Below are 14,368 nucleotides of genomic sequence, written 5' to 3'. Positions count from 1 at the left end.
TACGGTGAATTATTCTGTGACTCCAACAGCACTGGCTGGAAAAACCATTTTAATTACAGGTGCTGGTGATGGTATCGGCAAAGAGGCGGCACTTCACTACGCTCAACACGGTGCAACGGTCATTCTTTTAGGTCGAACTGTGGCAAAATTAGAAGCCGTCTACGATGAAATTGAATCAAAAGGATACCCGCAAGCTGCGATTGTTCCTCTTGATATGAAAGGGGCCAGCAAACAAAACTACCTTGATATGGCTGATACCATTGGTGAGCAATTTGGTCAACTTGATGGCTTGTTGCACAACGCTGGGTTACTTGGCGCTATTACGCCATTTGAGCAAATTGACGAAGCCAGTTTTGATGATGTGATGCAGGTCAATGTCAAAGCGCAATTGTTAATGACACAAGCCTTGCTGCCTTTATTAAAAAAATCGCCCGATGGACGCATTGTCTTCACCTCATCCACTGTCGGTCATATTGGTAAAGCTTACTGGGCCAGCTATTCGATCTCAAAATTTGCGACCGAGGGAATGATGCAAATTTTAGCCGACGAATTAAGCGATACCTCCATTCGTGTCAATGCAATCAACCCAGGCGCGACTCGCACTAAAATGCGTGCCTCGGCCTACCCGGCTGAAGATGTCGAGTTATTAAAAACACCGCAAGATATTATGCCTCTGTATGTCTATTTAATGGCTCCAGAAGGACGTACGTTGCATGGTCAATGTGTGGATGCGCAACCGGAACGCAATAAACTCTTTAAATCCTAAGTTGGCTCTTATTTTTAACTCGTCAACCACAAAGCCAGTTCTCTAACACACTGGCTTTTGTTGGTTAATCGAACCTTAACCTTCGATCACTTTTAATAGCAATGAGCCATCGTACAGAGCTTGTTTAATTAAGGCAGCGCCTGGCATGGTCGTTTGAGTGAAAAACTTACATTCAACAATGGGAATATCTTTTTCATAAAGAGCAAAATTATCTTGTTGTAAAACGTTTGAAATAGCAGGAAAAAGAATCGATTTAGCTTTGGTTAATGCTCCGCCTAATAAGATCTTTTCGGGACTGAATATATTCACCATAATTGCAATCCCTTTACCTAAATCATTACCTAATTTCTCAATGGCTCGAATCGCTAACGGATCACCATTCATCGCCGCTGAGCATATTTTTTCCATCGTCAAATGCTCTGCAGACAAGGTACTTTTTTCACCACTTTCAAGCTGCTTAACCACTGCGCGGCATACCGCTTCAGAGGAAGCCACCACATCTAAACAGCCGTGTTTTCCACACTCACAACGCTCACCATTAGGATCAATTTGTACATGTCCAAGTTCGCCCATATTACCGAAGCGATTATAAGCAAGGCGACCATTTAAAATCACTCCAGCGGCCACACCTTGATGGTTACTCACCAATAGGGAATTATCCACTTCTTGAGATTGACCAAATAGCATTTCAGCTAATGCCCACGCGCTAGTATCATTAGCAATAAAAACGGGAACACCAGTTTTATTATAAATAGCGGGCCCTAAGTCTAAATTTAATATATTGAAGTACGGCATTTGCAGCACTTTGCCTTCCGAAAAATTCACTTTGGCTGGCAATGTCACGGCAATACTGGTCATCCGTTCCACTAATTTCGCATTCTGTATAAAAAACGCGTCTATTTCCTCCAAAATACGCTGTTGTAATAGTATTTGATCAGAAGCTTCAATCGTAACTTTATGATCAACGACAATCTCTCCATCTAGTTCATGTAATGCCAGAATAAGATACCCTTTACCCAAGCGAACCGATAAAAATTGCCAACCTACATTATTAGTTTGCAGGCCAACAGCAGGACGACCACGAGATAAAGCTTCTTGCACCACGGTTTCGTGAATGAGATGCCCTTCCATGAGTTCGCGGGATATCTTAGTGATACTGGCTGGTGCCAAGCCGCTTAATTTTGATAAATCAATTCGAGAAATCGGGCCAAATTGATCAATCAATTTATATACACGACCTGTATTGATTTGCTTAATTTGATCAATATGACCAGGTTGAGCCATGTACATAACGTACTCCTTATTAGAAACAGGCTGCAATTTTTTTACACCCCAAACTAATTGTGAAGCTCAGTACTGCGGTTGCGTGACAGGTATCACGCTTATATTTTTATTTCTCGTTATTCTATTCAAATACATCAATAAAATCCCTTTAAGAGAGTCACTTGAGCTTTATTTTTAGACGGTCACATTTTGTTCCAGTTCTTAATGAAAGCTGAAACAAATTAATGGTAATGTGAATAAAGTTATTTTTAATCACAAATGGAGTTATGCATGTCTAAACGTTTAAGACGTACCAAAATTGTCACTACCTTAGGTCCTGCAACCGATAAAGATAATGTGTTAGAAGAAATTATCAAAGCTGGTGCTAATGTCGTTCGCATGAACTTTTCCCATGGTTCAGCCGAAGACCATATTCTTCGCGCCGAAAAAGTACGCAACATTGCGGCTAGACTCGGTATTCATGTCGCCATTCTCGGCGATCTTCAAGGTCCTAAAATCCGTGTTTCTACCTTTAAAGATGGCAAAATCCAACTCAATATTGGCGATAAATTTACTTTAGATAGTGAGTTACCCAAAGGCGCAGGTGATCAATATGCCGTTGGCGTCGATTACAAAGAATTACCCAAAGATGTCAGCCCTGGTGATATTTTGTTATTAGATGATGGCCGTGTTCAACTCAAAGTATTAGGCGTCGATGACAATAAAGTACATACCGAAGTCACCGTGGCAGGCCCACTTTCTAATAATAAAGGCATCAATAAAAAAGGCGGTGGCTTATCTGCGGACGCCTTAACCGAAAAAGACAAACAAGACATCCTGACCGCCGCTAAAATTAAAGTGGATTACTTAGCTATCTCCTTCCCAAGAAATGGTGAAGATATGCATTATGCACGTCGCTTAGCTCGTGATGCGGGATTAGAAGCTAAATTAGTGGCGAAAGTAGAACGTGCAGAAACAGTGATCAGTGAAGAGAGCATGGACGATATCATTCTGGCATCAGATGTTGTGATGGTGGCACGTGGTGATCTTGGCGTTGAAATTGGCGATGCTGAACTGGTCGGCGTGCAAAAACAATTGATTCGCCGAGCTCGCAGCTTAGATCGCAATGTGATTACAGCAACACAAATGATGGAGTCGATGATCACCAGCCCAATGCCCACCCGAGCGGAAGTTATGGATGTGGCGAACGCCGTATTAGATGGCACTGATGCAGTCATGTTGTCAGCCGAAACTGCGGCTGGTAACTTCCCAGTAGAAACGGTCAAATCCATGGCTGAAGTGTGTATTGGCGCAGAAAAAATGCCATCGGTTAATGTATCTAATTACCGTTTAGACCGTAAATTTGAATCGGCTGAAGAAACCATTGCGATGGCAACCATGTATTCGGCCAACCACATGGAAGGGATCACCGCTATGATTTCTATGACAGAATCAGGTCGTACCCCTTTAATGATGTCTCGTCTAAGTTCAGGTTTACCTATCTTTGCTTTATCTCGTAATGAAAGTACGCTGAACCGTGCTGCACTTTATCGCGGAGTAACGCCGGTTTACTTTGAAAATGAAGCGGGATCGGGATTACCTTGCGCATTATCTGCCATTGAAACGTTAAAGCAAAAACACCTACTCTCTGCGGGCGATAAAGTGATTATCACTCAAGGTGACGTGATGGACTTAGTGGGCTCAACCAACTGTATGCGTATTATCAATGTCGAATAAGCGCATGATATAACAACCAAATGAAAGGGGCACTCTTATTTGAATGCCCCTTATTTTTTGCTATTTAACCTCAGCTGAGAATAACTACTACAGAGATTAAAAATTAAGATAAGCATTATCATGAACCACGGGGGGTCGACAAGTCAGTGCCGTGTATTGTTCAATAAAGCGCTTACCAGCTTGTAACCCCAATTGATAATCAAATTCTAAATCTTCTGGTTTGCTTAATAAAGGTGACGATCTCAAGGGCTCTTCTGGAGCAATTTGTAAGATAAAACAATCATCTGGTGGTTTTATCATAAAATTATGCGTCAGAGTAAAGGTTTGATGATGGACCAACAGCATGTCCATCACACCCGCATCAAACTGGTCACCTAATAAATGACACAAGCGATACACATCGCCACTGCCAAATAACCAACGTCCACCATTTAAAACCGGCTTTTTTTGCTCCGTGTCGATCAGTTTAGAACGTGCAATTCTTTGTTTTAAAAAGTTATCGAAATCTAAGCGCCAACTTGCCGTTCTTTCAGCAATACGGCTCTGAATGGCACCTAAAGGCTGTTCTAAGCCCACTCGATTTAAAAATGCATTTAAACTATTGGCACTTTGTTCATCTTGCATTTCTTCATTTAACGCGACCGGCTCTGTGCGAATCACGGTAATTAAGCGGGCTCCTTGTCGCCATGCTTCTTGCGCTGGAATGGCAGCGGATACGCCTCCATCCACATACAATTGATTATCAATTTTTACTTCGTGTCGATACAAAGCGGGAATCGCACAGGTTGCTTTCAATACATCTGACCATTGATGAGAAAAAATAGGTAAATATTCATCATGTAAATCATGAATATTCGTTACCGCCGCATAGGCTTCACGGTCACCTAATGCAAAGCGACCCACATCAATATCGAGCAAATAAGGGGGAGCGATCAATTGTTCAAAAGCCCAATCGAGATCAAGCCGTTGCTTACGGCGAATATGTTTGAATAGACGAAAAAACTCGGGCCTCACTGTCAGTTCATTGATAAAAGCTTTGCCTAATCCTTTTTGTCGGCAAAGATAAGACGTCAAATTCAACGCACCGGCAGAGGTACCATAAAATACATCAAAAGGGTCTAAGGCCGCTTCTAAAAAACTGTCTAAGACCCCTGCTGTAAAAATACCTTTTTGTCCTCCGCCCTGAGCAACTAAAGCGTGCCGACCATTGGCATACTTGTTTAACGTGGTGACATCAACAGCTATACCTTGATCGGTAATAGTACCCGTATTATTCACTCACATACTCCTGGGGTAGATGGGCCATTAATGTGTTACGACAATCGCTGCAAACACACTTAAACAAACGACAATCGAAAAAATAATAGCTACCGAAATTTTCAAATCACGACTCATAATAAAACCTCTCTTTGTTGTTAATGAATGATAATAACATGACTAAAAATTCTAAACTCATGAAATTATTTTTAAGATAGAAAACCAACTTATGTGCTGCATTTACACCAGTATCTTGAGCATGTTCTAACAAACAATCAAAACTACCTTCCTACTAACAGAACCTAGAACAAAATATCGTTCCAGATCGTAAAACTGCACATTAAAACATCACTTAGCGTACAAATAGCTACAAAATTAATATTAAGTCATTTAATACACACCTAGCTAATTTAACTATAAATCTAAGTAAAAGCAGTTAAATGAAGCACATTGTAAAATATATCAAGTTTTATCCAATAATTAACCGCCCATTTACATTTTGTTCCATCTATTGCGTTATTTTCATTGAATATGTAACCTCAAATGATGCACAGGTGAAAATTTCACCTTCTGCAAACACAGATGATAAATATCAGAATAATAATCTGGAACTAAACAAATAAAACAGCATTTAAAACCATAAAAATGACTCTTGTTTATTTTTTGTTAAGTATCCAACCGTGCAGTTACAGAGGATTTGTACATGAAAAGAGAACAATGGGGCTCCCGAGCGGGCTTTGTTCTAGCAGCCGTAGGATCGGCAATAGGTTTGGGTAATATATGGCGTTTTCCATATATGGCATACGAAAACGGTGGTGGAGCCTTCTTCATCCCTTATCTTTTTGCCATGTTGACCGCTGGTATTCCTTTTATGATTCTTGAATTTACCATGGGGCATAAATTCCGTGGTTCTGCGCCAAGAACGCTCGCAAAAATCAATTCTAAGTTTGAGTGGTTAGGTTGGTTCCAAGTGATGATTGCCGCCGTCATTGGCGTTTATTATATTGCCATTATTGGTTGGGCAATCTCCTATGTTGGGCTGGCATTTACCCAAGGTTGGGGCAGCGATCCAAATGCTTACTTCTTTGGTGAATATTTACAACTAGGTAGTGATAACTCACCAAGCCAGTTAGGCAGTATTCAATGGCATATTGCGATTCCGATGCTGGTCGGTTGGTTAGTGACTTATGCTGCCCTATTTGGCGGTGTAAAAGGCGGCATTGAGCGAGCTGGTAAAATCATGATGCCAGTACTCTTTATTATGGTACTCGCCCTGATCGCTCGTATGATTGTTCTGCCTGGCGCTGTCGATGGCTTAAACTATATGTTTAAACCTGATTTCAGCCGCTTAACCGACCCATCCGTTTGGTCAGCGGCTTATGGTCAGATGTTCTTCACCTTATCGGTTGGCTTTTCTATTATGTTGGCTTACTCAAGCTACTTACCTGAAAAATCAGACATCAGCAATAACGCTATCATGACCGTATTGATTAACTGTGGTTTCTCAATTTTAGCGGGTGTCATGATCTTCTCAATCTTAGGCTATATGGCTCAAGAACAAGGCAAACCTCTTACTGAAGTAGTTTCAGCTGGTGTTGGCTTGGCCTTTGTGACCATCCCTGCCGCTATTAACTTACTCCCTATTCCTTACATTTTAGGGCCAGTCTTCTTCTTAGCGCTTGTGGTTGCTGGGTTTAGTTCACACATTTCCATTATGGAAGCGGTCACCTCAGCTTTCATCGACAAATTGAAATGGTCACGTCGTAAAGCCGCTAGCATCGTTTGTGGTGTAGGGCTTTTAGTTTCCTTATCCTTTGCGACCAACGGTGGTCTGCTCCTGTTAGATCTTGTGGATTACTTTATTAATAACATTGCCCTACTGAGCAGCTGTTTAATTGAACTTATCTTAGTTGGTTGGTTAATCAAAATTGCCGATATCCGTCACCATGCGAATGCAGTATCGGAATTATCTATCGGTATCTGGTTCGATTTATGTATCCGCTTCTTAAGCCCGATTATGATTGCGGTGATTCTTGCTAACAAGATCGTCTCAACCATCACTGACGGTTATGGTGGTTATAGTACACCCGATCTACTTCTTTTAGGCTGGGGATTATTAGCACTCATGCTGGTCATTTCCATTGTTGTTAACCTAAAAAAATCAAAAGAGGCTTAATATGACGACTGGTGCCATCATTATGATGATCATTGGCCTTGGTATTACTTGGGGTGGAGCTGCACTATGCATTCGCCACGCCATGAAAAGTGACTAAAAGCCAATAAAGTGCAAATAGAAAACCATTGTTAACCATACAATGCTTATCAAGCCCGCTATTTTGAAAGATCCACTTCTTCATAATGCGGGCTTTTTTGTCTCTGTATTTTAGCTAACTGCAACTGTAGATAAGAACATCACAATAACAAACCGAACTTACGGATATACAGATAAGAAAAACAACTATCCGATATCTATGATAAAAAACGGGCATTAAAATGAGTAACGAATAGGGAATAGCGATTGCTGCTTGAACATCCAGATCAAAGTCATCAGGAATATTAACGGCTGGTGCTAACTGCGCATAGCCGTCCGCCCGTCAACAGTTTGCCAATTTTAAGTAAAGAAAAAGCCAGCTAGGTTGACCTAACTGGCTTCAAAATTACACCATGATGTTATCAAGACAATTTAATATTCCACAACGGTAGTGGAATTCTTTTTATCATGCCACGGTGGGTGACTATGGGCTAAAAATTGAGCGCCATTATAAAGCACGTATAAGCCCAATGTTGCCACACTAAAATATATTTTTTGAAATTCTCGTTTTAAATAACGAGCTTCTGTCATCGGTTCATCTGATGTGGATTCAACCGATAAACGTAAAAAATATCGTGAGAATGAATTGCTAAGCAAGCGATAACTAATCCAGTGATAGGCCATATAGACACCGATAGTGACAAACATAACCCCGATGATAATCATCAATAAAACAGGTAAAGCAATCGCATCATTAAACGAGAAGTGCGCTCCTGTACCTTGGGATGCATAAGCTAGCACCCCTAGGTAGATATCTCTTACGATCATAGCAAACATTTGCACAATCGCCATATCGATAACAAACGCACCTACTCGCTTATATTTATGCTTAAAACTCATTCAATTAACGGCCAAGCTTAGAGTTAATTGCTGCTTTATAACCTGCAGCTTGAGCACCATAGATAGCCTGAATACCAGTACCACCCACTTTAACTAACCCTTTAGCACCAAGTTGTTGTGTCCAGTAATCATTCTCTTTAACCAGGTCACCGTCTTTAACAGAGATACGTAAGCGAGTAATACAAGCGTCAACATCAACGATGTTCTCTTTGCCACCTAGTGCTTCGATCATGCCATCAATTAATGCATCATCATTACTTTTACCGGCTTTCGCATCACGATATTCTTGTTTAGAAATAGTGGCAACTGCACTGCCTTTACGACCAGGCGTCTTCACATCAAATTTCACGATGTACCAACGGAATAGGAAGAAATAAATTGGCGCATAAATAGCACCGACAACTGGAATGTAGTACCAGTGGTTATCTGTACCCGTTAAACCAGGAAGCATACCGAACAAGCTGAAGTCGATAAAACCGCCACTGAATGTCATACCCACTTTAACGTTCAACAAATCCATTAGCATGAAAGAAATACCCGCTAAAGGAACGTGGATGAAGTAGTAAAGTGGCGCAGCCAAGAATAGGAATGTGAATTCAATTGGCTCTGTGATACCAGTCAAAAATGCGGTTAATGCAATCGAGAACAACATACCACCAGCGGCTTTCTTGTTGTTATCATCCGCTAGTGTATACATAGCGTAAGCAGCAGCAGGAAGTCCAAACATCATGAATGGGAATTTACCTGTCATGAAGTTAGTTGATGAGAACTGAGAGTAATCGCCGTTGGCTAGTGATGCAAAGAAGATATTTTGCGTACCAGAAACAAGGTTACCAGCGATATCAGCCGTACCACCGATGTTAGTTTGCCATAGTGGTAAGTAGAATACGTGGTGAAGACCAACAGGAATCAATGAACGCTCGATGATACCAAAAACAAATGAAGCGATAAAACCGTAACCAGAAGTTTTAAGCTCACCAAGGCTCCCACCAATAGAACCAAACAGCGCACCAATGAATGGCCAGATGAACACTAATGCAATACCGTAGAACAGTGCAGCAAACGCACTCACGATAGGAACAAAACGCGCACCGCCGAAGAACCCTAAGTAATCTGGTAGTTGGATATCATGGTATTTATTATGCAGGATTACTGTGAAAGCACCCGCGATCATACCACCAAATACCCCCATATTCATGGTGTTATGAATACCTAACATATCAGTCAAGATACCTTGGTAATGTTCACCCATCAAAACGATAGTATTACCATCCACCATGCCCGCAACGACCATCGCTTTTGCAATAACTACGTTCATAATAAGGAACGAAATTACCGCAGCTAGAGCAGCAGAACCTTTCTCTGTTTTTGCAAAACCAATCGCAACGGCAACGGCGAACATTAATGGCAAGTTACCAAAAACGATATCACCCGCAGAGGTCATAATTTGTAGGAAGCTGTTTAAAACGGTTCCATCTTGTAGAATTGAAATGTTGTATGCTTCAACCATGCTTTGGTTGGTGAAGCTTCCCCCAATACCCAGCATGATACCAGCAGCTGGAAGCAGCGCTATCGGAAGCATCAATGCTTGCGATAGTTTACTAAAAAAGGCTTTCATAACCCCTACTCCTTTGATTTGAATTTTTGTTTTACTAAATTTTACAATTCTAATTATTGTCCGCGCACATTAGCGATGACTGAATTTCTTGTCAATCTAGACGAGAGCTTTCCATTAAATTAGTGAATAAAATTTGATCTTGACAGAGATTTCTGTTGTATATATTTCAATCTGTGAAAAAAACAAGCGATTTTTTGCATTTTTTTTTATTATCATTAAAAATCATTTTTCAGCATCTCAGTTAACGATTTAGAAATAATCTTTCAAAGTTCTGGGTTGTTTTTTGCTCAACCTCATTTAATGAACATTCTTGTAAATCTGCCAAAAACTGAGCCACCTCTTTTACATAACATGGTTGATTTTCTTTACCACGATGCGGCACTGGTGCTAAAAAAGGTGAATCTGTTTCAACCAATAATCTGTCTAATGGCAATTGTTTGACGACTTGCTGTAATTCTGTTGCTTGCTTAAAAGTAATAATCCCGGATAGCGAAATATAAAAACCTAACTCCATGGCAGCTTGTGCAAAAGCTAAGTCCTCGGTAAAGCAGTGGATCACCCCACCACAACGCTCTGCATGACCATTTTTCAAAATATCCAGAGTCTCTTTTCGCGCATTACGAGTATGAATAATAAGAGGCTTATTCAACTCATTGGCAACATCAACATGTTGTTCAAATAATTCAATTTGTCGTTGAGCCGTTTCTGGTTGATAAAAGAAATCTAGACCAGTTTCACCAATTGCGACCACTTTTTTATTCGCAGCGTACGATTTAAAGAGTGAGAGATCGAATTCACTTTCACAATCCAGTGGGTGTACACCACAAGAAGCGTAAATTTGTTCAAATGATTCAATCATAGACAACATTTTAGGAAATGCCTCTAAAGTCACCCCTACCGTTAACATTTTTTCTACACCCACCGCCTGTGCTTTTGCGACAACATCACCAACACCTTGATGTAAATCGTCATAATTAAGCTTATCTAAATGGCAATGTGAATCAATTAACATAGCTGAGTTCCAAGAGTTTTAGGTGGTAAAAAAGTATGACTGTACAAGTTAAAATTAGTTAGTACACGATAAGTTTAGGCTGGATTTTTATCGTCTTGAATAAAATCAAGATACCAATCTGTAATCAGCAATTCTGTATTTAAACTACTGGATGCAGTTAACTTAGCGTAAAGTGATTGGATCATTTGATAGTGTGAGTAAGCTTTTTGATAAGAGATAAAAGCCATTAACTGTTCAAATTTTAGCGGTAGCGGCTCGTTGAAGAGGCCAAAATGGGCTTTTTGAAGATCGTTAAATAGATACAGCAACCACAATAACTTTTCTTGTGCATTGTCTTTAAAGAAAAGTTGAATCTCGCTTAATGAATAAGAACGATGAGATTGCCCATGAAGCAACAAGGTTAGCATTTGTTCCCATTGTTGATGTTTATCATTTTCAATAAAATCGAGAGCCTTCAATGGTGATTGTGCGTACATTTTTAGACTGAACCAATCGCTATCGTGTGCTTTATCAGATTGCGCTTTTAACCAATCCAATAACATCGGTTTCGATACTTCTGGCAGCGACCAAAATTGGCAGCGACTGGTGATTGTTGCTAACAGTTTATGCTTATCCTGTGTCACCAAAATAAACACGCATTGTTGCGGCGGGGTTTCAAGTGTTTTCAATAGCGCATTAGAAGCCGACTCATTCATTGCTTCTGCTGGATGAATAATGATCACTCTCTTGCCGCCAAGCTGTGAAGACTCTAAGGCATAGCGATTCGCTTCACGGATTTGCTCAACCGTGATCGCTTTTCCAGTTTGTTCAGCTTGTACCCAATGAATATCTGGGTGAGATCCATTCTTACTCAATTCACAGCTATGACAAAAACCACACGCTTCATCCTCGGCATTTTTACACACCAACGCCGCACTCAGCCGCGCAATTAATGATTCTATTCCCGTGCCTTCTTTGGCATTGCATAACATCGCATTCGGTGTCGTACCTTGCGATAACATGGACTGCCATTGATGCCATAACGGTGATAACCAAGGGTAAAGTGTCATTATTTAACCATTTGTCCGTTATCAAACCACGTTTGTAATGCTAGGGTAATATCCTGAGTCACTTTAGCCAGCGTTTGATTTGCATTGATGGTGATGATACTCGAATCATTCTCTGCGGCTTCTAGATAACGCAGGCGAGCACGCTCAAAAAAACTTAAATCCATCTTTTCAATACGATCTAATTCACCACGTCCACGCGCTCTTTCCAACCCAACCTTAGGATCAATATCCATATATAAGGTTAAGTTTGGCTTAAAGTCGCCCAATGCGGTGTGTTTTAAGCTTGCCATGATCTGAGGATCAATTTGTCGTCCGCCACCTTGATAAGCTTGAGATGAAAGATCGTGACGATCACCGAGCACCCATTGCCCACGTTGCAAAGCCGGTTTAATAACATTTTCAACTAACTGCACACGAGCAGCATAAATCATGAGTAACTCACTAATATCATGTAAGTGTTCCCCCTCATGCTCTTCTTTCACTAATGCGCGCAATTTCTCAGCTAACGCCGTTCCCCCCGGCTCCCGAGTTTGAATAATCTCAGCGGGGATATTGCGTTGAAGAATATCAAGAATGGTACTGATAGCCGTACTTTTTCCAGCCCCTTCTAAGCCTTCGACAACGATAAACTTTGCTTCATTCATTAGTGTTTTTTACTCGCTCTTAATTTTCTTAAATAATTTTGAACTGCGCGATTATGCTCTGCAAGAGAGCGGCTAAAGACATGCCCACCGTCACCACTCGCGACAAAATATAAATATCGACTTTGCTCTGGGTTAAGCGCAGCTTGAATTGACTCCACCCCTGGCATGGCAATTGGTGTAGGCGGGAGACCGTTAATCACATAGGTATTATAAGGGGTTGGCGTCGATAAATCTTTTTTTCGTATATCACCATCATAACTGTCACCTAGACCATAAATTACCGTAGGATCCGTTTGCAAACGCATCCCTTTATTTAGGCGGTTAACAAACACAGAGGCAATTCGAGTACGCTCAGACTCTATTGCGGTCTCTTTTTCAATAATAGAGGCCAGAATTAATGCTTGATAGGGGGTTTTTAGCGGTAGATGAGTTTGCTTCGTTTGCCACGCTTTATCCAACTCTCGTGTTAACGCCTTATGAGCACGCTTTAAGATATCTAGGTCTGACATTCCGGCGGTGTAGTGATAGGTTTCAGCTAATAACAACCCTTCTAGTTTGTCATGTCCCGCTCCAATCGCTTTAGCAATCTCCGCCTCGGTCATCGTAGCGGTTTGTTGCTTTAACTGTGGCGCTTGTGCGAATTGTGTCCGCCATTCTTTGAATTGGCTTCCCTCGATAAACGTCAGCGAAAATTGATGCTCTTCTCCCGACACCATCGTGGTTAGCACTTGCTGTAATGTTTCCCCTGGTTTGACTTGATAAGTACCCGCACGAATATGCACGACTTCAGGATACAAATGCGGTAATAAGCGAGAAAAGCGGTTCCCTTCAATCCAGCCTTGTTTTTCCATTGACCACAAGGCACTGCGTAAGGTTTTCCCATGCTCAACCGTGACCAGTTGTTCCGATGACAGCTGCATAGGTTGTAGCAAATAACCTTTGACTTGCTCTTTCGCGTAGAAAACCAATGCCATTCCTAGCGCAAGAACAAAAATGAATACCAGTATTAACTTTTTTATCACGGATTTATATTCTCCTGAATCATGCGAGTCATTGGACCTACATTAAATGTTGTTTTGTTTATACGAACAATAGGTACTACGCCATGTAGAGCATTCGTTATAAAGATTTCATCAGCAGTTAAAATATCATTCAAGACAAATTGTCCCACCTCAACCGGGTAACTATGTTGCTGTGCATATTGCAAAACACGCTGCCGCTGGATTCCAGCCACACCACTTTGCTTAAGCTCAGGAGTGAAAATACGTTGTTGACGAATCCAAAAGATATTAGCCGCACACATTTCAACAATGTGTCCATGACAATCCAGGACGATACAATCATCAACCATCTGCTGTTCAATGTCTTGCTTAATTAAAACTTGTTCTAAGCGATTGTTATGCTTAAGACCTGCTAGTAATGGGTTAACTCCAAGACCAATCAGACTGACGCCCACTTTTATTCCTTCAGATTGCCATTGAGCATAATGCTCCGGGTAGCGAAAGGCTTGTATAGTGACTTGAGTTTGCGTCGCCCCTTTAGCACTGTAGCCCCTTCCCCCTGAACCTCGGCTGATGTGAACTTTGATACCACTAAACTGAGCACTGGCAAAACCACTTTCAATAATAGCTTGTTTAATCCAGTTAACTATTTTGGGTTGCCACGCGGGTAGCGAAATCGCGAGTCGTTGACAAGTTTGAGTAAGTCGCTGTTGATGCGCTTCTAGATATAAAGGCTCACCCTCTTTCACTAAGATCGTCGTGAAACACCCATCTCCATAATGAAAAGAGCGGTCTTGTAACGAGATGTGCTCTTGTCTGTGTCCATTGACAAAAAACATAGCTAGCCTATCAAGTGATTGGTTATGTATA

General features: G+C 41.1%; 13 protein-coding genes. 4 read left to right on the top strand and 9 right to left on the bottom strand.

Annotated features, from left to right (window positions below; translation table 11 throughout):
- Nucleotides 1-4 precede the first annotated feature (4 nt).
- Nucleotides 5-766 (top strand): YciK family oxidoreductase, encoded by a 762-nt coding sequence (locus VCA1004_RS04585; protein WP_086982989.1) that lies wholly within the window; start codon nucleotides 5-7, stop codon nucleotides 764-766.
- Between the two features lie 75 nt (nucleotides 767-841).
- Here VCA1004_RS04585 and mlc read toward each other — a convergent pair whose 3' ends face one another.
- Nucleotides 842-2,056 (bottom strand): sugar metabolism global transcriptional regulator Mlc, encoded by a 1,215-nt coding sequence (gene mlc / locus VCA1004_RS04580; RefSeq protein ID WP_086982987.1) that lies wholly within the window; start codon nucleotides 2,054-2,056, stop codon nucleotides 842-844.
- A gap of 264 nt (nucleotides 2,057-2,320) precedes the next feature.
- On the opposite strand from mlc, the gene pyk reads away from it, so the two are divergent.
- A complete protein-coding gene (gene pyk, locus VCA1004_RS04575; protein ID WP_086982984.1) occupies nucleotides 2,321-3,766 on the top strand; it encodes a pyruvate kinase in 1,446 nt (481 codons plus the stop codon).
- Nucleotides 3,767-3,862: 96 nt separating this feature from the next.
- Here the strand turns inward: pyk and VCA1004_RS04570 are convergent, their stop codons facing one another.
- Nucleotides 3,863-5,044, bottom strand: coding sequence for a patatin-like phospholipase family protein (locus VCA1004_RS04570; RefSeq protein ID WP_086982980.1), 1,182 nt, complete (start codon nucleotides 5,042-5,044; stop codon nucleotides 3,863-3,865).
- 682 nt (nucleotides 5,045-5,726) lie between these two features.
- Here VCA1004_RS04570 and VCA1004_RS04565 point away from each other — a divergent pair.
- Entirely contained in the window at nucleotides 5,727-7,199 is a 1,473-nt protein-coding gene (locus tag VCA1004_RS04565) for a sodium-dependent transporter (RefSeq protein WP_086982978.1), read from the top strand.
- Nucleotide 7,200: 1 nt separating this feature from the next.
- Nucleotides 7,201-7,296, top strand: coding sequence for a MetS family NSS transporter small subunit (locus VCA1004_RS04560; RefSeq protein ID WP_086982977.1), 96 nt, complete (start codon nucleotides 7,201-7,203; stop codon nucleotides 7,294-7,296).
- 410 nt (nucleotides 7,297-7,706) lie between these two features.
- On the opposite strand, the gene VCA1004_RS04555 is transcribed toward VCA1004_RS04560, so the two are convergent.
- From VCA1004_RS04555 to pabC, 7 genes are all read right to left on the bottom strand, one after another.
- Complete coding sequence (locus tag VCA1004_RS04555) at nucleotides 7,707-8,174, bottom strand: RDD family protein (RefSeq protein WP_086982975.1); 468 nt, start codon at nucleotides 8,172-8,174, stop codon at nucleotides 7,707-7,709.
- 4 nt (nucleotides 8,175-8,178) lie between these two features.
- On the bottom strand, nucleotides 8,179-9,792 hold the full coding sequence (locus VCA1004_RS04550; RefSeq protein WP_086982973.1) for a PTS transporter subunit EIIC: 1,614 nt from the start codon (nucleotides 9,790-9,792) through the stop codon (nucleotides 8,179-8,181).
- A 241-nt stretch (nucleotides 9,793-10,033) separates the two neighbouring features.
- Nucleotides 10,034-10,804 carry a TatD family hydrolase gene (locus VCA1004_RS04545; protein WP_086982971.1) on the bottom strand — a complete coding sequence of 257 codons (771 nt, stop codon included), beginning with the start codon at nucleotides 10,802-10,804 and terminating at the stop codon, nucleotides 10,034-10,036.
- Between the two features lie 74 nt (nucleotides 10,805-10,878).
- Nucleotides 10,879-11,853 carry a DNA polymerase III subunit delta' gene (holB, locus tag VCA1004_RS04540; RefSeq protein ID WP_086982969.1) on the bottom strand — a complete coding sequence of 325 codons (975 nt, stop codon included), beginning with the start codon at nucleotides 11,851-11,853 and terminating at the stop codon, nucleotides 10,879-10,881.
- On the bottom strand, nucleotides 11,853-12,497 hold the full coding sequence (gene tmk, locus VCA1004_RS04535) for a dTMP kinase (RefSeq protein WP_086982967.1): 645 nt from the start codon (nucleotides 12,495-12,497) through the stop codon (nucleotides 11,853-11,855). The genes holB and tmk overlap by 1 nt, the downstream gene beginning before the upstream one ends.
- Nucleotides 12,497-13,519 (bottom strand): endolytic transglycosylase MltG, encoded by a 1,023-nt coding sequence (mltG, locus tag VCA1004_RS04530; protein WP_086982965.1) that lies wholly within the window; start codon nucleotides 13,517-13,519, stop codon nucleotides 12,497-12,499. The genes tmk and mltG overlap by 1 nt, the downstream gene beginning before the upstream one ends.
- Nucleotides 13,516-14,337 (bottom strand): aminodeoxychorismate lyase, encoded by an 822-nt coding sequence (gene pabC, locus VCA1004_RS04525; RefSeq protein ID WP_086982964.1) that lies wholly within the window; start codon nucleotides 14,335-14,337, stop codon nucleotides 13,516-13,518. Before pabC ends, mltG begins: the two co-directional genes overlap by 4 nt.
- Nucleotides 14,338-14,368 lie beyond the last annotated feature (31 nt).

Origin of the sequence: Vibrio aphrogenes, assembly GCF_002157735.2 — a bacterium.
GTDB classification, from domain to species: Bacteria; Pseudomonadota; Gammaproteobacteria; order Enterobacterales; family Vibrionaceae; genus Vibrio; species Vibrio aphrogenes.
Note: the sequence above shows the minus strand (reverse complement) of the source record. Positions and strands in the feature narration are given on the sequence as shown.